The organism is Leeuwenhoekiella marinoflava DSM 3653 (genome assembly GCF_900129005.1).
In the GTDB taxonomy this organism is placed as follows: Bacteria; Bacteroidota; Bacteroidia; order Flavobacteriales; family Flavobacteriaceae; genus Leeuwenhoekiella; species Leeuwenhoekiella marinoflava.
In genome coordinates, this window is sequence record NZ_FQUN01000020.1 from 63,893 (window position 1) to 83,335 (window position 19,443).

A 19,443-nucleotide genomic window follows, 5' to 3' on the forward strand; every position below is an offset into this window, starting at 1 on the left:
GCCTTCTTGCACAGACGAATTATTCTGCATTGTTGTGGAGTGTTTTTTCTATTGATAAATTCAGGAATTTGTGCCCAAACTCCAACAATAGATTCTTTAAAGCATCAAATTACGCTAACTGTAAATGATTCTATAAAGAGTCATTTATACGAGCGCTTGGGATATGAGTACCTGTACTTTAAGCCAGACTCAGCGTTATTGTATATAGATAGAGCAATAACGATTGCTGAGCTTGCTAAAAATAAATCTGCTTCTGCCGCTGGTTATAACCGTAAAGGAACCTATTATGTTTTACAGTCTAAATATCCTGAGGCAATTGTAGAATTTCAAAAAGCACTACCATTTTTTAAGAAAACAAAAGACAGTGTAGGTCTTGCTGAAAGCTACTGTAATCTAGGAGCGCTTGACTTTTATTTAAGAGATTACGATTCGTCTTTAGCGAATTTTCAAGAAGCATCAAACTATATTGACAGTCTAAAACAGGTTAATTTATACAGTAAATTAATCACTAATTTGAGTGGCGTGTATAGAGAAAAACAGCAATATGATAGCTCGCTCTACTACGCAAAAAAGGCAATAGATTATATTAAAAATGATAAAGAAAATAGGATAATAGCAGTGATCTACTTCAATTTAGGTACTGCTCAGTATTATCTAAATCAATACGATATTGCTATATCGAGTCTTAATCATGCTATTGCTCAGCCTGATATCCCTGTCCAATTTAAAATTTTATCTAAATCTTATAAATCTCAGGCTTTATTAGCATTGGGTAAAGTTGAAGAAGCAAATGACGAACTTCAAGACTTAGAAGCTCAGGTTGAAAGTTTGAATGATCAATATGTGGCGCTTGAGTTCTACAAGTCAAAGCAAAAAGTATTTGAAGCTAAAGAGAATACTGTTGAGGCATTGAATTATGCTAAAAAGTATATTGAATTAAATAATGATATTCATAACCGCGAGCAGACAGCTATTCTTCAAAATATTAAAGTGAAGTTTGATACTGAAGAGCGTGAATTTGAAAATGAAATACTTAGGGCTGATTCCGAAATTCAGGCGATTCAAATTAAAAATCAGCGGTATGGAATTTGGGGGATAGCAATTTTTATATTTCTCCTTTTATTAATGGTTTTAATCATATACGGAATGTATAATCTTAAGGCTAAAAACAATACTATTTTAAAAGATAAGCAAAGTGTACTGAATGAATACAATCGTAATCTAACAACAATAAACAGAGAGAAGAACAAGTTTTTCTCAATTGTAGCTCACGATGTTAAAAGTCCTGTTGCTGCTATTTTGAGTAGTGCTAATATGCTGCACTCAAATTTAGAGAGTTTTACATCTGAAGAATTAGAAAAATTAGCTTCAGAATTAAAAAGTCAGTCTTCAAACCTTCATTATTTATTGGAACATGTATTGATTTGGGCAAAATCTCAAATGGATGGTTTTAAGTTTGTTTCTAAAGAGATTAACTTAAAGGTATTTATTGAGCATCTTTATAATAATGAGTTGGTCTTTATTAAACGAAAGGATATCAAGATATTATGCAATATATCAGCAGATATAGTATTAATATCAGACCCTCAGGTAGTGCAAGTTGTGTTGAGAAATTTATTGAATAACGCTATTAAGTTCACACCAAATGGAGGTGTCATCACTTTTGATATAGAAGAAAAAAAGAACTTTCATTACATTCATGTTTCCGATACTGGGGTGGGTATGACTCAAGACAAAATTGAAAAAGTTTTAGTTAATAAAGAGCGTTATACTGTAGAAGGTACCGCTAATGAAGTCGGTAACGGAATAGGCCTGATTCTTTGTCAGGAAATAGCAAAAAAAGCAGGAGGAGAGATTACCGCAACAAGCAGTGTAGGTAAAGGCTCAACTTTTACGTTAGCATTACCTGTTTTAAAAGACTAAGATTACTTCAATTACAAACTTTCATCTTTATTGTATCTTTATTTTCTCTAATACTTGTTCATGAGTCAGGCCCTTAAAATAATAGAATGTCCGCGTGATGCTATGCAGGGTATAAAAAATTTTATACCTACTAAAGCAAAGGCGCAATACTTGCAATCTTTGTTGAGGTGTGGTTTTGATACTTTAGACTTTGGCAGCTTTGTGTCACCTAAGGCAATACCTCAAATGGTAGATACGGCTGAAGTTTTAGAGCAATTAGATTTATCTAAGACTCAAACAAAACTTTTGGCGATTGTTGCTAATCTTCGTGGAGCTCAAGATGCAGTTCTTCACTCTCAAATAGATTATTTAGGTTATCCTTTTAGTATTTCAGAGAATTTTCAAATGCGTAATACGCATAAAACTATTGATGAATCTGTAACTATTTTATCTGAAATTCTCGAGTTGGCAGCAAAGCACAATAAAGAAGTGGTTACTTATATTTCAATGGGTTTTGGTAATCCTTATGGAGATCCATGGGATGTGGAAATAGTAGGGAAGTGGACTGAAAAATTATCAAAAATGGGCGTGTCTATAATTTCGCTTTCGGATACAGTAGGAACTTCAGATGCTCAAACGATTGATTATTTATTCAGTCATTTAATTCCGCAATACTCTCATATAGAATTTGGTGCGCATCTGCATACTACTCCGCAGAAATGGTTTGAGAAAGTTGATGCAGCTTATAAAGCCGGTTGCCGAAGATTTGATGGTGCAATTCAAGGTTTTGGTGGTTGTCCGATGGCAAAAGATGAATTAACAGGTAATATGCCTACCGAAAAAATGCTTTCTTATTTTAATACTGTTAAGGCAGATTCTGGTATTAAGCCTATGAGCTTTGAGTCTGCACACAACGAAGCAACCCGAATATTTGAATATTACCATTAGGTTAAATAGCTTCGGTATTTCTTTTAAAACAATTAAAAAGAAAGATTCTAAGAATTTAGCAGTATATTTGCACGCAATTAAATCCTAATTGCAATGACAGCTCACGAAACAAAAATACTTGGAGAAGGTCTTACCTACGATGACGTACTCTTAGTTCCCGCTTATTCAGAAGTTCTTCCACGCGAAGTAAATATTCAGTCTAAATTTTCAAGAAACATAACTCTTAATGTTCCTATAGTGTCTGCGGCTATGGATACGGTTACCGAATCAAGTATGGCAATAGCTATAGCTCGTGAGGGAGGAATTGGTGTTTTACACAAGAATATGACCATTGCTCAGCAAGCGGTAAAAGTTCGTCGTGTAAAACGTGCAGAAAGTGGTATGATTATAGATCCTGTTACGTTAAAGTCTGATGCTAAAGTAAAAGATGCTAAGCGTCTTATGGCTGAGCACAGTATTGGAGGAATCCCAATTGTAGATAGTGACGGTCATTTAGAAGGAATTGTAACCAATAGAGATTTGCGTTTTGAGAAAGATAATGAGCGTGCTATTATTGAGGTAATGACTTCAGGAAATCTAATTACTACTGCTGAAGGAACCTCTTTGGGGCAAGCGGAAGTGATTCTTCAGGAGAATAAAATTGAAAAACTTCCGGTAGTTACAGATGATAATAAGCTGATCGGTTTAATTACTTTTAGAGATATAACTAAATTAACCCAAAAGCCAATTGCTAATAAAGATACTTATGGGCGTTTGCGTGTCGCTGCTGCTGTAGGTGTTACAGGAGATGCTGTAGAGCGTGTAGAAGCATTAGTAAATGCAGGTGTTGATGCAGTTGTGATTGATACTGCACACGGTCATACACAAGGTGTAGTACGTGTTTTGCAAAGTGTAAAAGCAAAATTCCCAGAATTAGACGTTGTAGTAGGGAATATAGCAACAGCAGATGCTGCAAAATATTTAGTTGAAGCTGGTGCAGATGCAGTAAAAGTAGGTATTGGTCCCGGTTCTATTTGTACAACACGCGTTGTTGCTGGTGTAGGATTTCCACAGTTTAGTGCAGTTCTTGAAGTAGGAGCAGCATTAAAAGGTACAGGTGTTCCTGTAATCGCAGATGGTGGTATTCGATATACAGGGGATATTCCCAAAGCTATTGCTGCTGGAGCAGACTGTGTTATGCTTGGTTCACTTTTAGCCGGAACTAAAGAATCTCCTGGAGAAACTATTATCTATGAAGGAAGAAAATATAAAACGTATCGCGGTATGGGTTCTGTTGAAGCAATGAAAACAGGATCTAAGGATCGCTATTTTCAGGATGTTGAGGATGATATTAAAAAATTAGTGCCAGAAGGTATTGTAGGTCGTGTTCCTTATAAAGGAGAGTTGTACGAAAGTGTACATCAGTTTATAGGTGGTTTACGTGCAGGTATGGGGTATTGTGGTGCTAAAGATATTAACGCGTTAAAAGAGAATGGTCGCTTTGTAAAAATCACTTCCAGTGGTATTCACGAAAGTCATCCGCATGATGTTACCATTACTAAAGAGTCTCCTAATTACAGCAGATAATTTTAGAATTTATATCCTAAAAAAGGAGCCAATTGGCTCCTTTTTTGTGCTGTATAGCAGCAATACTGTTAATTTCCCGTTTGTTGTTCAGGTTCCTTTAAGGTTACACCTAATTTATCAGCTACTGCCTGAGTAAGGTCTAAAGCGGGATCAAAGTAAGCTACTCCTGCATTTAAAGTAAGCACTTGAGAGTAATTTTGCTCTCGAGCTACTTCATTTAAAGCTTGACCAACTTTCTGATATAAAGGCTGCATCAATTCATTTTGTCTGATTTGAATAAGACCCTGAGAATTTTGTCTAAAGCGTTGAAGGTCTTGTTCCATACCTACAATTTCTTCTTGCTTAGCTTTTTTGTCTTCTTCAGAAGCAGTTGCTTCTACATCTTGATATGCTTTTACTGATGCTTGATACTTAGCAACCAGTTCTTTAAATTGTTTGTCAAGATCTGCTCCATAAGTTTCAAGATCTTTTTGCACTTGTGCTACTTCGTCAAGACTAGAGATAACAAGATCACTGTCTATTGTTCCCACTTTAGATTGTGCAAGCGCTGTATAACTTATTAAAAAAGCTACTACAGGTAAAAATAATTTCTTCATTTGTTGTTTGTTTAGCCTTTTTGTACAGGCAATTAATTCTACTTAATTATTTAATTTTTGTGAAAAATTACGGGCAAAGATAAAAAAGCACTTGAGCTATCAAAGTATTTTTTTTAGATCAGATTTAAATAAAGCATTTTAATGAACTTCATAAGACCTTCTCAATCATAAAATTCTCCACGATGTGGTTTTAAAGCATCTCTTACTGCAGGCATTTCACTTTGTAAGACTATCAGATAAGCAATGCTATATGAAGGACTCTTAATTTCTACACCAGTTGCACTTTTATCTAGATCATGAGCTTTTTTATAATCGGTTAAGTGAATCTCGTGATGCTCTGCGATTTTTTGAGCATCGGGTCCCCGAAAATCCCAAATGAGTTTTATCTTCTTTTCCATGTATTGTAGTTCAATTAGTGTACTAATTTAAACCAACTTATCATTTCTTATTGGTTTTCTGCAAAGTTCTTAAAGTCTCGCATATATTTTAGTGATTGTTTCTTAAATGCTCCTGGTATTAGAAAACCAAATGTTTTCATCGCTAAACCTTCAAACTTAAATTCACTTTCAGAAGTCCAGATTGTTTTCCCGTCTTGTGTTGCTTCAAAGGTATTTCGTTGAATATTGTAAACATTCTTTGTTGTGTATTCAGCTATTAATAATCGAGGCATATCAGTTTCCAGAATAGTTTCAATTAAAGTCATTTTACGCTTTCCGAAGTCATATTTTAATTCTGTTTTAGCGCCTTTTTCTCCAAAATTCCCTCGAATAACTTTTGCTTGAACAAGACCTTCTTGCCATTTTTTTAAATTTTCAAGGCTGTCCATAAATTCGACTGTTTTTTCAAGAGGTAAATCGATGATTATTTTTTTAGTGTACTGCATAGCGTAAAATTCAGGTTCTAAATTTTTATAAAATAGCAAGATTCTTGAAGTATTACTATAAAATACTCCGGCTTGAGTCTCCTATATTATATGTAATTTTGCAAATCTTAAAGTTTATGCAACATTATAGATAGAGAGTCGTCTTTATCTTGTTTAGCTGAAAGTAAGAAATATTTATGTTAAATACCTTAAAGTATTTGTTAGTTGCGCTGATGCCGGTCTTACTGGTTTCTTGTGATTTACTTGGGTCTAAAGCTCCTGTAGGAGTTCGGGTTGCTCGCGTGGGTGATCATTATTTGTATAAAGAAGATATCGCAAAGTTGGTTACATCTGATATGAATGCTGATGATAGTACAACTTTGGTAAACAGCTATATCAATCGTTGGGCAACACAGCGTTTGCTCATGAATAACGCGAAGCGGAATATCACGTTGGATGAACAAGACCGATTGAATAGATTAGTAGATCAGTATAAGTTAGATTTATATGCTCAAGCTTATAAAGATGCTTTGGTTGCTCGTAATTTAGATAGTACAATTACAGATGCTGAAGCTTCACTTTTTTATGATGAAAACAAAGAGAATTTTAAGTTGAATGAATCTTTACTCAAGTTTAGATTTCTTGAGATGAGCGATACTGATTATAAAATTGATGAAATAAAAAAGCGCTTTACACGATTTGATAATAAAGATAAGAGATATCTAGATTCAGTTTCTGTTCAGTTTAAGGCACAATACTTGAATGACAGTACTTGGATAAGTCTTGATAAAGTGATCGCTAAAATTCCGCCGGTTACTATAGATAACAGTGAACGCTTATTAAATAAAACTGATTTTTTACAACTGCGTGATTCATTAGGATTATATTTGATCGCTGTTAAAGATCGTCTAAATCGTAATGATGACGCACCATTAAGCTATGTTTTGCCAACGGTAAAACAAATTCTTCTCAACCGAAGAAAATTAGAATTGATTAAACAATTAGAAAAGGATATTACTAAGGATGCAATTAAAAACAAACAATTTGAACTTTATAACTAAAGCATATACACTACTTGTTTTTTGTGGGGTAAGTGCAGGATTGGATGCGCAAGAAATCATAGATACCAGTGTTAAGGAAGAAACGGCTCAGGCTGATGACAAGCCTTTAACTACCGGGACTACTTTTAAAGTAGATGGTGTTGCAGCAGTAATAGGAGAGTATGTGATTTTAGAGAGCGACATACAGCAAGCTATAGAGTCTTTAAAGCAGCAAGAAGTGGAAGGTCAGGATCTTTCTAATTGTAAAGTGATAGACAAGCTTATGGAAGATAAGCTTTATGCGCATCACGCAGTTGTAGATAGTGTTATGATAAACGAAGATCAAGTTCGCTCTTACACACAACAACAAATAGATTACTTTATAAACCAGTTAGGGTCAGAAGAAAAAGTGCTTAAATTTTACCGTAAGGAAAAAATGAGTGATCTTAAAAAAGAACTTTTCGACCTGAATAAAAACCAGGAGCTGGCTAAAGCTATGCAACAAAATATTGTTGAAGAGATTGAAGTAACTCCGGAAGAAATTAGATCATACTACAAGCAGTTAGAAGAAGATGGTTTGCCACAATTTGGTGTAGAACTTGAAATTTCAAAAATTCAAATTATACCTGAAATACCTCAAGAAGAAAAAGATAAAGTAATAGAACAACTTAACGGCTATCGCAGTGATATTGTAGATAATGGAAGTAGTTTTGCCACAAAAGCTGTGCTTTGGTCGGAAGATGAGTCTACTCGTGGTGACGGTGGTTTGATAAGAGATGTTGACCGTAAATCTCAATTTGTAAAAGAATTTAGAGATGTAGCTTTTAGTCTTCAGGAAGGTGAAGTAAGTAAGCCTTTTGAGACTGAATTTGGTTACCACATCATCAAAGTAGAAAAAATTCGCGGTCAAAAGATAGATTTAAGACATATCCTTAGAATTCCCAAAGTAACTTCTGAAGCAGAGAATGCTGCAAAAGATAAAATTCAGAAATTGAAAACACGTATTGAGGCTGGTGAAGTTACTTTCGCTGAAGCTGCAAAAGAATTTTCTGATGAGAAAGAAACAGCTACTGATGGTGGTATTATGATAAATCCAGTAACTCAAGACCGTATGTTTGAGCTTAAAAATTTACCTCCAGAGTTATACCCAAAGGTTCAAAACCTTAAGCAAGGTGAAATCTCTATAGCATTTAATAATCCAACTCGTACCGGTAAAACACGTTATGAGATCTACACGGTTTCAGACCGAATAGAAGAGCATAAAGCAGACTTTGCTATAGATTATGTGAAGATCAAAAACTTTGCTCTACAGGCTAAGCGTATAAAAGCTATCGAAAAATGGCAAGATGAAAAAATTGCAGAGACCTATATTAAACTAAACGGAGATTTTAGAAATTGCGAGTATAGTAGCAACTGGTTAAAAAAATAGTCTATGTCAGACGCAAAAGCGATTGATGCACTGGTAATCCGTTACCAGGATTTAAAAAAGGAAATCTCTCGAGTTATTATTGGTCAGGAAGAAGTGGTTGATCAAATTATAATTTCAATATTTTCTGGTGGTCACGCACTTTTAATTGGAGTGCCGGGACTTGCAAAAACCCTGATGGTAAATACTATTGCTCAAGCTTTGGGGTTAGATTTTAAGCGTATACAATTTACGCCAGATCTAATGCCTAGTGATATCGTTGGTGCAGAAATCCTAGATGAGTCTCGAAATTTTAAATTTTTAAAAGGACCTGTTTTTGCAAATATCATTCTTGCAGATGAGATAAACCGTACACCTCCTAAAACGCAAGCGGCTTTACTTGAAGCAATGCAAGAGAAAGCTGTAACGGTTGCAGGTAAGCAATACCCTTTAGATAAGCCTTATTTTGTACTTGCAACTCAAAACCCTATTGAGCAGGAGGGGACCTATCCTTTACCCGAAGCTCAATTAGACCGCTTTATGTTTGCTATACATTTAGCCTATCCTTCTTATGAAGAAGAGTTGGCTATCGTAAAAGCTACAACTACAACTAATAATGTTACTACTAATTCTCTATTTTCCGCGGAAGAAATTGTGACTTATCAACAGTTAATTCGTAGAATTCCGGTAGCAGATAATGTAATCGAATATGCGGTTGCACTTGTTGGAAAAACCAGGCCAGATTCTGAAGCATCACCACAAATAGTTAAAGATTATATAGACTGGGGAGCAGGACCCAGAGCATCTCAAAACTTAATCCTTGCGGCTAAAACACATGCTGCAATTAATGGGAAATACTCACCTGATATTGAAAATGTACAAGCTGTCGCACAGGGCATTTTAGGGCATAGACTTTTAAAAAACTATAAAGCTGAGGCTGAGGGTTTAACTCTTAATAAAATCATAAATAGCTTATTGTGAACTAATATAGAAACGCTCTAAATAATTTTAAAAGAGTGTTTATTATTAACATTTAGTTTGTAACTAACTAATTATCATAATTAAGCAACGAAATCGATTTATTATTGATTGAATTTGCAATAAATTTAGCATTTGTCTTGATAGCCTTAATCTATCTATAGGCTTCTTATTTTCTTCGCTTTTTCGTAATTTTAACGCCGCTTCCGAGCGTTTTTAAATTACAAATTCATTTAACTAAAACTTAGATATGGCATTTGATATTGATATGATCAAATCGGTTTACAGTAAGATAGCAGAGCGTGTTGATGCAGCTCGCGAAGTTACCGGTAAGCCTTTAACACTGGCAGAAAAAATATTATACTCTCACCTTTGGGATGGTAAAACTGATAAGGCATTTGTACGTGGTAAAGACTACGTAGACTTTGCCCCAGATCGTATCGCTTGTCAGGATGCTACAGCTCAGATGGCGCTTTTGCAATTTATGCAAGCAGGTAAAAAAAATGTTGCTGTGCCTACCACAGTTCATTGTGACCACCTTATTCAGGCAAAACAGGGAGCTAAAAAAGATTTAAAAAGAGCAAACGAAACCAGTAATGAGGTTTTTGATTTCTTAGAATCTGTTTCTAATAAATATGGAATCGGTTTCTGGAAACCAGGTGCTGGTATAATTCACCAAGTAGTTCTTGAAAACTATGCATTCCCTGGAGGAATGATGATAGGTACAGATAGTCACACAGTAAATGCTGGAGGTCTTGGTATGGTTGCTATTGGTGTAGGTGGTGCTGATGCAGTTGATGTAATGGCTGGTATGGCTTGGGAGCTTAAATTCCCTAAACTAATCGGTGTTAAGTTGACTGGTGAGTTAAATGGATGGACTGCTTCTAAAGATGTTATTCTTAAGGTGGCTGGTATTCTTACTGTAAAAGGAGGTACTGGTGCTATTGTAGAATATTTTGGCCCTGGTGCTAAAAATCTTTCAGCTACTGGTAAAGGTACTATTTGTAATATGGGTGCTGAAATAGGAGCCACTACTTCTACATTTGGTTACGATGAGTCTATGGAGCGTTTTTTACGTGCTACAGACCGTGCTGATGTTGCTGATGCTGCAAACGAAATCAAAGAATATTTAACTGGTGATGATGAAGTGTATGCTAATCCTGAGCAATATTTTGATGAAGTAATTGAAATTAACCTTTCAGAATTACGTCCACACCTTAATGGTCCTTTTACTCCAGATCTTGCTACACCAGTAGGAGAGCTCGGAGAAAAAGCAGCTAAAAATGATTGGCCTATTAAAGTTGATTGGGGTCTTATCGGTTCTTGTACAAACTCTTCTTATGAAGATTTATCCAGAGCAGCTTCTATCGCACAACAGGCAATAGATAAAAAATTAAAACCTAAGAGTGATTTTGGTATCAACCCGGGTTCTGAGCAGATTCGTTTTACTGCTGAGCGCGATGGTTTACTCGAAGTTTTTGAAAACTTAGGTGCTACGATATTTACAAACGCTTGTGGTCCTTGTATCGGTCAATGGGATCGTAGTGACCGTAAAGGTGAAGAGAAGAACACAATTGTGCATTCATTCAACCGCAACTTCTCAAAACGGGCTGATGGTAACCCAAATACACACGCTTTTGTAGGATCTCCAGAAATGGTTGCTGCAATCGCAATTTCTGGTCGTTTAGACTTTGATCCAATGACAGATACGTTATTGAATGAGGATGGAGAACAAGTGAAATTAGATATTCCTGTTGGTCTTGAACTTCCTCCAAAAGGTTTTGCAGTAGATGATAATGGATATCTTGCTCCTACCGAAGATGGGAGTTCTGTAGAGGTTAAAGTCGCTGAAGATAGCGAAAGATTAGAGTTGTTGACTCCTTTTGAGCCTATTCAGGATTCAGAATTAAAAGAGGTTAAATTGCTTATCAAAGCTTTTGGTAAGTGTACTACTGACCACATCTCAATGGCTGGACCTTGGTTACGGTATAGAGGTCACTTGGATAACATTTCTAACAACTGCCTTATTGGAGCTGTAAATGCTTACAATAAGAAAACGAATTTTGTTAAGAATCAATTGACTAATGAATATGGTGGAGTTCCAGATACGCAGCGTGAATACAAAGCCAAAGGAATTAAAACTATTGTTGTAGGTGATCATAACTATGGGGAAGGTTCTTCTCGTGAGCACGCAGCGATGGAACCTCGTTTCTTAGGTGTTGCAGCTGTTTTAGTTAAGTCATTTGCTCGTATACACGAAACAAATCTTAAGAAGCAAGGTATGTTAGGGTTGACTTTTGCTAACGAAAGTGACTATGATTTGATTCAGGAAGATGATACATTTAGTTTTGTTGATATCGAAGAATTTGCTCCAGATAAACCGTTAACTATAGAGGTTACACATGCAGATGGAAGTAAAGATACTATCATTGCAAACCATACTTATAACGATGCGCAAATCGCTTGGTATAGAGAAGGCTCTGCCTTAAACTTGATCAAGAAGCAAAACGCCTAAGCGTTATACTAAATATTTATTAAAACCAAACCGCTTTAGGGCGGTTTGGTTTTTTTATTGAAATTTTTGCACGCTATTTGCGTTTGTAATTTGAAACAACTTAAAAACTATTTATGAAAAAACTTAATTTATTAACAATACTACTTACTGCTGTCCTTTTGGCATCTTGCTCGGGAGATGATGATACAGTAGATCGTTCAACAATCACCTTGGAATCAATTACTCGATTAGAGGAATTACCAGCTTCATCTCAATATGAAGTTTGGCTTGTGAGTGGTGGTGAAAATATTTCATTAGGGAGATTCAATAATTTGAGTAATGGTCAGACATTTTCTGCATTAACAGGACAGGTGGCAGATGCTAGTGGTATAAAAATAAGTATAGAGCCTGGTAATGATCCTTCCCCAGAAATAAGTGAAACGGTTCTCTTATCAGGAAGTTTTAATGGTAATTCAGCCGATTTATCAATAAGAGGATCCTTGGGTGATTTTAGTAATGCATCAGGAAATTTTACTTTATGGACTCCAACAGATGACAACACATCAAATAACCAAAATGGAGTTTATTTTGTAGCGCCAAATGATGGAAATCCTCAGGCTGGTTTAAATTTACCAGTATTACCTGATGGATGGCGTTATGAGGGCTGGGTAACAGTCCCTAATGCATCTAATCAAATGGTTAATTTGAGTACAGGGCGTTTTAGTTCACCCTCAGGAAGAGATGAGTCTGCAGCTTATAGTTCACAAATTAATACAGCACCTCCATTTCCAGGTGAAGATTTTATAAATATGACTATACTTTCTCAAATAGGTTTTAATGCTGCACCTAATTTAACTCTTAAGAAAATCTTTATATCTGTAGAACCAGAACCAGATTTTGATTACGCTAATCCTTTTGTGATTCAGCCATTGATTAATCCACAGTCGGGGACTAGTCTATATCCAAATATTCAAAATATGGATTTAAACACATTATCATTTCCACGTGGTGTGATTTCTAGATAATCCTCTAGGAGGTAAGAACAAAAAAATCCGGTCTAAACTAGGCCGGATTTTTTATTGGGTAAACTGGGATTTTAAACCAGTTTATTTATTTTTTCTATGAGTTTACTCATATCGCTTTGGAGCTTGTCAACCTGACTTTCTAAATGCTGTACGCGCTTATTAGCATCCATATCTACGACATTTAGCGAACTGGTGATCTTGCCTCTTACGATAAGAATTTCAAGAATGTTTTCTAAATCATAGCTTATGCTTTCGTATTTGCTATTATCGCTTATTAAAATAATAGCATCGTTAGAAAGGTCTTTCTTAATTCGTTTGGTCAGTACTGATTTTGTTGTAATAATAACCGCAACAGAGCCATCTAATATTTCTGAAATATCATCTGTGTGTTGTGTAATTAATATGTCACCGTGCATGAGCGTAGGCATCATGCTATCTCCTTCAACCTCAAATAATTTTTGACCTTGAGCAGGCTCATAACCAGGTAGTTTAAACATGTCTAAAGTAGACATCCACTGCTCGTTATCACGATTTTCGATAAAACCGGCTCTTGCTTCAACATTAATAAGTGGTACAAACCCGTTAGTCGAGCTCATCATTATAGAATTGTGAGAGCCTTTTAAAATTCGATCTGTAGGTACACTATAAAGTCTGCTTAATGTGAGCAAATGTTCTGTGGTAATAGAATTTTGCCCATTTTCAATCAAGGAATAGGCACCTTGTGTAATTCCGAGCTCCTCGGCTACTTTTTTTTGAGATAAAGAAGCTTTTTCTCTGAGCGCTTTAAGTTGTTTTGATATAGACATTTTATAGATTAGGTTTAGGGAACATCTAATTTCTTCAAATATAAAGATTAATAACAGATATATTGCTGATAATTATATTTTTAGTTGATTATTAGCTTATTACGATATTTACAGTGTATAAGTACTGAATCTTTAGTCATTTCATAAAAAAAATAAAAGATTAATAAGTTGCATTTACTATTTGGTGTAGGATGTTACTGATAAAAATACCTTAATTAAAGTATTTTTATCAGTTTTAGCTAGTAAAACACCTATTGTAGTTTAAATTCATGCTAATTTATTAGTATAAAAATTTATTAATAGATCAATTTTTAGCCTCTTAGGTTTGTTCATTAATTGTTTAAAATAAGAATGATTTTTGACTTAGTGAAAATAGATAGAAATGCTATTTTTGCTTATGCAAAATAACGTACTCATTCTAGATTTCGGTTCGCAGTATACCCAGTTAATAGCAAGACGCATACGGGAGCTCAATATTTTCTGCGAAATAAAACCATTCAATAATTTACCTGAAGATTTAAGCAGTTATAAGGCTGTGATTCTATCGGGGTCTCCATCATCAGTTCGTGCTGAAAATGCACCGCACCCAGATCTTTCTAAGATACGGGGTATAAAGCCATTGCTTGGTGTTTGTTATGGAGCACAATATCTGGCTCATTTTCACGGAGGTGAAGTTGGGCAGTCTAATACGCGTGAATATGGGCGTGCAAATCTTTCTATGATTAAGGAAGGTGAACCCTTTTTTGAAGGCGTAGCAGTGGGTAGTCAGGTGTGGATGAGTCATAGCGATACAATAAGGGCACTTCCTGAAGGATCTGTAAGATTAGCAAGTACGCACGATGTAGAAAATGCTGCATACCGTATAGGAGGAGAAGAAACGTATGCGATTCAGTTTCATCCGGAGGTTTATCACTCAACAGACGGAAAGAAAATATTAGAAAACTTCTTAATCAATATAGCAAAAGTTGAACAAAGCTGGACTCCAGATACTTTTGTAGATACTACTGTTGCCGACTTAAAAAAGAAAGTAGGGACAGATAAAGTTATTTTGGGACTTTCTGGTGGTGTTGACAGTTCTGTGGCGGCAATGTTATTACATAAAGCTATAGGAAAGAATCTGCACTGTATTTTTGTAAATAACGGCTTGCTTCGTAAAAATGAGTTTCATGATGTTTTGAAGCAATACAAGGGAATGGGCTTGAATGTAAAAGGAGTTGATGCTTCAGCTCGTTTTCTAGATGCTCTTGCCGGTAAAAGCGATCCTGAAGAAAAAAGAAAAACTATAGGTCGTGTCTTTATCGAAGTTTTTGATGACGAAGCTCACTTAGTTGAAGATGCAAAATGGTTAGCACAAGGTACTATTTATCCTGATGTTATAGAATCTGTTTCTGCAACAGGTGGCCCCTCAGCAACTATAAAGTCACATCATAATGTAGGTGGATTGCCAGATTTTATGAAGCTTAAAGTGGTTGAGCCGCTTCGTATGCTTTTTAAAGATGAAGTACGCCGTGTAGGTGCTAGTATGGATATGAGTCCGGCATTGCTAGGTAGACATCCATTTCCGGGGCCTGGACTTGCAATTAGAATTTTAGGAGATATCACGCCAGAAAAAGTGCGTATTCTTCAAGAGGTTGATGCAATTTTCATCAACGGTTTGCGTGAATGGGGGCTTTATGATCAGGTTTGGCAGGCTGGCGCTATGTTGTTACCGGTTGACTCGGTAGGAGTGATGGGTGATGAGCGTACTTATGAAAAATGTGTTGCACTTAGAGCTGTAGAAAGTACAGATGGTATGACTGCAGATTGGGTGAACCTTCCTTATAATTTTCTACAAAAGACCTCAAATGATATAATAAATAAGGTTAAAGGCGTTAATAGAGTAGTCTATGACATCAGTTCAAAACCACCGGCAACTATTGAGTGGGAATAAACTGAATTTTTAATTTTTATAAAATCATTTTCAAACCAATACCTCATAGTTTTATGAGGTATTGGTTTAAAAAATAACTACAATGAAAAACATCACCATTTTATTCGTTTTTATATTTGTTGTATTCAGTTGCTCCAGTATTGGTCAACAAAAATATGCGAGTCATCAGGTACGCGATGGGGAGACTGTTTCCAGTATTGCTAATAAGTATAATGTTACTGTTTATGAGATTTACCGTTTAAATCCGGAAGCTAAAGGGAATCTTTATCCGGGGTTGGTTCTTATTCTCCCGGGAGGTAAATCTGTTCCTGGAGGCTCAGAAATAAGTGCTGATGGTAAATATGTTTTGCATACCGTAGCAAAAGGGGAGACTCTTTATAGCCTTTCAAAAAAATACGATATTTCAGAATCTGAGATAAAACGCTACAACAAGCATTTATACAGTGCTGAATTGAGAAATGGTGAGATTGTAAAGCTTCCTAATCAAGAAACAGTAGTTGTTGATCAAACAGCTAAACCAGCTTTAACTAATAGAAAGCATATTGTTAAGCCGAAAGAGACTAAATATGGTCTGGCATCTATGTATGGAATTACAATAGCAGAGCTTGAAACAATGAATCCCGGTATTGAAGATGGCTTGCAAATAGGAGATATCATCAATGTTCCCGATAAATCTTATGCGAAAGATGCAGTTCTTGAAGACGGTCGATTTGGATTTTATGAAGTAAAACCGAAAGAAAATCTGTTTAGACTAACCCAAAGATGGGATATGACAAAAGCAGAATTAATGAAACTTAACCCAGCTCTTGAAGATGGTCTTAAAAGCGGAATGATTCTGAAATTACCAAAATCAAAATTGGGTGATGAAACAGCTGTTAATGTTAGCAGTGGAGCGATAAAACTTGCTGATAACTTGACAAATAAATCAACTAAGAATATAGCGTTGATGCTTCCTTTTAATCTTGGTAAAACAGAAGTCGATACGGCGGATGTGCGTAAATCTGTAATTAAAAAAGATCGGGTGATGAATATCGCTTTAGATTTTTACAGTGGTGCTCTTATGGCGATAGATTCAGCTAAAGCACTAGGCATTCCTTCAAATCTTTATGTGTATGATACACAATATGCTCGTGGTGATGGTAAAGCGGGTAACGATCGTAAGATAGATAATCTCATCAGCAGCAATGACTTTTCAAAGATAAATGCTGTTGTTGGTCCTCTTCTTACTTCAAACGTAGAAAAAGCAAGTCAACTTTTAAGAGGGCGTTCTATACCAGTGATATCTCCTATTGTCCCTAATGTAGCGATGAGTCCTAATATGTTTCAGTCTAGACCAGATGATGAGATATTGAAGCAGGAAATGCTTCGCTATATAAAACTGCAAGGTAAAGGCAAAAATATTGTTGTAATAGCCGACTCAAAACATCAGAGTATTAAGAATAAGATTTTAGCCATGTATCCTGATGCTAAAGTTGTTTTCCCTAAATCTTCAGATAATGGTTCTTATTTGAGAGCTAGTGATCTTACTGCAAAATTGTCTGGGACTATAGAGAATTGGGTCGTTCTTGAGACTAATGATATTGCGTTGATTAGTAATGTAACTACAAGTTTATCAACTCAAATATCAGAAAGCAGAAAGATCACGTTAATGACTACAGATAAAGGTTCTGCTTATGAAAGTGATGATGTTTCTAATATTACATTGATGAAGTTGAATTTCCATTTCCCTTCTGTAGATCGTGCTTATGGTGTAGGTCAGGAAAGCTTTATAGATGCTTATAAAGAAAAGTATGGTTATGTACCTAGTAGCTATGCGGTAAGAGGCTATGATATTACTTTTGATACCTTATTGCGTTTAGCAGCTGCAGAAAGCTTGTATGATGCTGCAGCAGCAGGTTATATTACTCAATATGTTGAGAATAAATTTAATTATGTGAAGGATCCTGTTTCAGCGGGGTATTTTAATACCGCTGCTTATATCATGAAATATGGGCAAGATTTGGAAGAAATAGTTGTTGAGATTCCTGTAGAAAATACACCATCTTCATTTTTAAAAGATTAAAACTATGACTAGTAAAGTTATTTATCTGGGTAATCTTAGAACAGAATGCGAGCATCTTAAATCTGGTGATAAATTTAATACAGATGCTCCAACTGATAATAATGGGAAAGGAGAAGCATTTTCTCCTACAGATACGGTTGCTACTGCATTAGCGAGTTGTATGCTGACAGTGATGGGTATAAAAGCTACTCAATTAGACGGAGTAGAATTAAAAGGCTCAACTGCTTCAGTAACTAAAATAATGAAAGCAGAGCCTCGTAGAATCGCTCGCATTGAAATCGAATTAGATTTGCAGGGAGTTGAAAAAAATAAAGACCGAAGGATTCTTGAAAATACGGCTAAGACATGTCCTGTTTTGAATAGTCTGCATCCTGATATGGAAAAAGCAATAAGCTTTAACTGGAAGTAATTACACACCCACTACCTAAAATGAAAAAGCCCGATCAAACGGATCGGGCTTTTTGTTTATAAGCGGAGTCTTGTTAATTAATTAGGCGTTAGCCTTATTTTACTTTACTTACGATTGCTTCAAAAGCTTCTGGGTGATTCATCGCTAAATCTGCTAATACTTTACGATTAAGCTCGATGTTTGCAGCTTTAACTTTACCCATAAACTGTGAATAAGACATCCCGTGTATGCGAGCACCCGCATTAATACGAGTAATCCATAGAGCACGGAAATTTCTTTTCTTTTGACGACGGTCACGGTATGCGTAAAGCATAGCCTTTTCAACCGCATTTTTTGCAACTGTGTAGACGTTTTTACGTCTTCCAAAGTAACCTTTGGCTTGCTTCATCACCTTTTTTCTTCGGGCTCTAGAAGCAACTGAATTTACTGATCTTGGCATAATTTAATTGTTTTTGTAGCAGGCGGGTGACAAGCACCACTTTTAAAACTCTTATATTTTCGTTTTGCCCAACTCCAGGGTTTATAAAATAATTGAACCGGTTACGTTCTTATTTAAGACGTAACATAATTTTCACGTTATTCTCGTCAGCTTTGTGTACCAAAGTATCGTGAGTTAACGCTAGCTTACGTTTCTTAGACTTTTTAGTCAAGATGTGACTCTTAAACGCATGCTTTCTTTTGATTTTCCCAGTACCTGTAAGCTTAAAACGCTTTTTAGCACTGCCTTTTGTTTTCATTTTAGGCATAATTCCTAGTTTATTTAATTTATTCCGCTTATTGCTGTTTGTCCTGATTTTCTACTATCAAAACAATCCCGGCCTTTATAAAAGGGCGGGATTTATATTTTAAAAAGTCGTTAGACTTTATTTTGTTTTCCTAGGTGCAAGAAACATAATCATACGTTTCCCTTCTAATTTAGGCATCTGCTCAACTTTACCATATTCTTCAAGATCTTGTGCTAAACGAAGTAGCAAAATCTGCCCTTGATCTTTATATATAATTGAACGACCTTTAAAGAAAACATAAGCTTTTAATTTTGCTCCTTCTTCAAGAAACTTTAGAGCGTGTTTCTTTTTAAACTCGTAGTCGTGATCATCTGTGTTTGGACCAAATCTGATTTCTTTAACGACAACTTTAGACGCTTTAGCTTTTATAACTTTTTCACGCTTCTTTTGTTCGTAAACAAACTTCTTGTAATCCATCACCTTACAAACAGGTGGTTCTGCATTAGGAGAGATCTCTACTAAGTCTAGTTCTTGCTCTTGAGCGATTTCAAGGGCTTTACTAGTAGGGTATATCCCCATTTCTACATTATCACCTACAAGGCGTACTTCACGAGCACGAATTTTCTGGTTGATATTGTGTTGGTCTGTCTTCTGGACTCTTGCTGGTCCTCTTGATCTTTTTCTACGTATTGCTA

General features: G+C 35.7%; 18 protein-coding genes. 11 read left to right on the plus strand and 7 right to left on the minus strand.

Annotated elements, in window-relative coordinates; translation table 11 throughout:
- The first annotated feature begins 51 nt into the window (after window positions 1–51).
- From BUB91_RS16905 to guaB, 3 genes are all read left to right on the plus strand, one after another.
- Complete coding sequence (locus BUB91_RS16905) at window positions 52–1,923, plus strand: tetratricopeptide repeat-containing sensor histidine kinase (protein WP_128759377.1); 1,872 nt, start codon at window positions 52–54, stop codon at window positions 1,921–1,923.
- 60 nt (window positions 1,924–1,983) lie between these two features.
- Entirely contained in the window at window positions 1,984–2,850 is an 867-nt protein-coding gene (locus BUB91_RS16910; RefSeq protein WP_073100463.1) for a hydroxymethylglutaryl-CoA lyase, read from the plus strand.
- Between the two features lie 93 nt (window positions 2,851–2,943).
- Entirely contained in the window at window positions 2,944–4,416 is a 1,473-nt protein-coding gene (gene guaB, locus BUB91_RS16915; protein WP_073100464.1) for an IMP dehydrogenase, read from the plus strand.
- Between the two features lie 68 nt (window positions 4,417–4,484).
- Here the strand turns inward: guaB and BUB91_RS16920 are convergent, their stop codons facing one another.
- From BUB91_RS16920 to BUB91_RS16930, 3 genes are all read right to left on the minus strand, one after another.
- Complete coding sequence (locus tag BUB91_RS16920; RefSeq protein WP_073100465.1) at window positions 4,485–5,012, minus strand: OmpH/Skp family outer membrane protein; 528 nt, start codon at window positions 5,010–5,012, stop codon at window positions 4,485–4,487.
- A gap of 161 nt (window positions 5,013–5,173) precedes the next feature.
- Complete coding sequence (locus tag BUB91_RS16925; RefSeq protein WP_073100466.1) at window positions 5,174–5,410, minus strand: hypothetical protein; 237 nt, start codon at window positions 5,408–5,410, stop codon at window positions 5,174–5,176.
- Between the two features lie 47 nt (window positions 5,411–5,457).
- Window positions 5,458–5,895, minus strand: a complete 438-nt coding sequence (locus BUB91_RS16930) for an SRPBCC family protein (protein WP_073100467.1) — start codon at window positions 5,893–5,895, stop codon at window positions 5,458–5,460.
- A gap of 176 nt (window positions 5,896–6,071) precedes the next feature.
- Here BUB91_RS16930 and BUB91_RS16935 point away from each other — a divergent pair, with 176 nt between their 5' ends.
- From BUB91_RS16935 to BUB91_RS16955, 5 genes are all read left to right on the plus strand, one after another.
- Window positions 6,072–6,935, plus strand: coding sequence for a peptidylprolyl isomerase (locus BUB91_RS16935; protein WP_073100468.1), 864 nt, complete (start codon window positions 6,072–6,074; stop codon window positions 6,933–6,935).
- Complete coding sequence (locus tag BUB91_RS16940; protein ID WP_317041357.1) at window positions 6,919–8,343, plus strand: peptidylprolyl isomerase; 1,425 nt, start codon at window positions 6,919–6,921, stop codon at window positions 8,341–8,343. Before BUB91_RS16935 ends, BUB91_RS16940 begins: the two co-directional genes overlap by 17 nt.
- 3 nt (window positions 8,344–8,346) lie before the next feature.
- The gene (locus BUB91_RS16945) at window positions 8,347–9,300 is read left to right on the plus strand and encodes an AAA family ATPase (RefSeq protein WP_073100470.1); all 954 of its coding nucleotides are present in this window, start codon (window positions 8,347–8,349) and stop codon (window positions 9,298–9,300) included.
- A gap of 247 nt (window positions 9,301–9,547) precedes the next feature.
- A complete protein-coding gene (locus tag BUB91_RS16950) occupies window positions 9,548–11,812 on the plus strand; it encodes an aconitate hydratase (protein ID WP_073100471.1) in 2,265 nt (754 codons plus the stop codon).
- A gap of 113 nt (window positions 11,813–11,925) precedes the next feature.
- On the plus strand, window positions 11,926–12,816 hold the full coding sequence (locus BUB91_RS16955; protein WP_073100472.1) for an anti-sigma factor: 891 nt from the start codon (window positions 11,926–11,928) through the stop codon (window positions 12,814–12,816).
- A 71-nt stretch (window positions 12,817–12,887) separates the two neighbouring features.
- On the opposite strand, the gene BUB91_RS16960 is transcribed toward BUB91_RS16955, so the two are convergent.
- Window positions 12,888–13,622: an XRE family transcriptional regulator gene (locus BUB91_RS16960; RefSeq protein WP_073100473.1), complete on the minus strand. Its 735-nt coding sequence runs from the start codon at window positions 13,620–13,622 to the stop codon at window positions 12,888–12,890.
- A gap of 397 nt (window positions 13,623–14,019) precedes the next feature.
- On the opposite strand from BUB91_RS16960, the gene guaA reads away from it, so the two are divergent.
- The 3 genes from guaA (at window position 14,020) to BUB91_RS16975 (ending at window position 18,023) form a co-directional block, all read left to right on the plus strand.
- The gene (gene guaA, locus BUB91_RS16965) at window positions 14,020–15,552 is read left to right on the plus strand and encodes a glutamine-hydrolyzing GMP synthase (RefSeq protein WP_073100498.1); all 1,533 of its coding nucleotides are present in this window, start codon (window positions 14,020–14,022) and stop codon (window positions 15,550–15,552) included.
- 82 nt (window positions 15,553–15,634) lie between these two features.
- Window positions 15,635–17,614, plus strand: coding sequence for a LysM peptidoglycan-binding domain-containing protein (locus BUB91_RS16970; RefSeq protein ID WP_073100474.1), 1,980 nt, complete (start codon window positions 15,635–15,637; stop codon window positions 17,612–17,614).
- Between the two features lie 4 nt (window positions 17,615–17,618).
- Complete coding sequence (locus BUB91_RS16975; protein WP_073100475.1) at window positions 17,619–18,023, plus strand: OsmC family protein; 405 nt, start codon at window positions 17,619–17,621, stop codon at window positions 18,021–18,023.
- Window positions 18,024–18,117: 94 nt separating this feature from the next.
- Here BUB91_RS16975 and rplT read toward each other — a convergent pair whose 3' ends face one another.
- The 3 genes from rplT to infC form a co-directional block, all read right to left on the minus strand.
- A complete protein-coding gene (rplT, locus tag BUB91_RS16980) occupies window positions 18,118–18,462 on the minus strand; it encodes a 50S ribosomal protein L20 (protein WP_073100476.1) in 345 nt (114 codons plus the stop codon).
- A gap of 109 nt (window positions 18,463–18,571) precedes the next feature.
- Complete coding sequence (rpmI, locus tag BUB91_RS16985; RefSeq protein WP_009780460.1) at window positions 18,572–18,769, minus strand: 50S ribosomal protein L35; 198 nt, start codon at window positions 18,767–18,769, stop codon at window positions 18,572–18,574.
- Window positions 18,770–18,886: 117 nt separating this feature from the next.
- The gene (gene infC, locus BUB91_RS16990) at window positions 18,887–19,438 is read right to left on the minus strand and encodes a translation initiation factor IF-3 (protein WP_073100477.1); all 552 of its coding nucleotides are present in this window, start codon (window positions 19,436–19,438) and stop codon (window positions 18,887–18,889) included.
- Window positions 19,439–19,443: the final 5 nt, after the last annotated feature.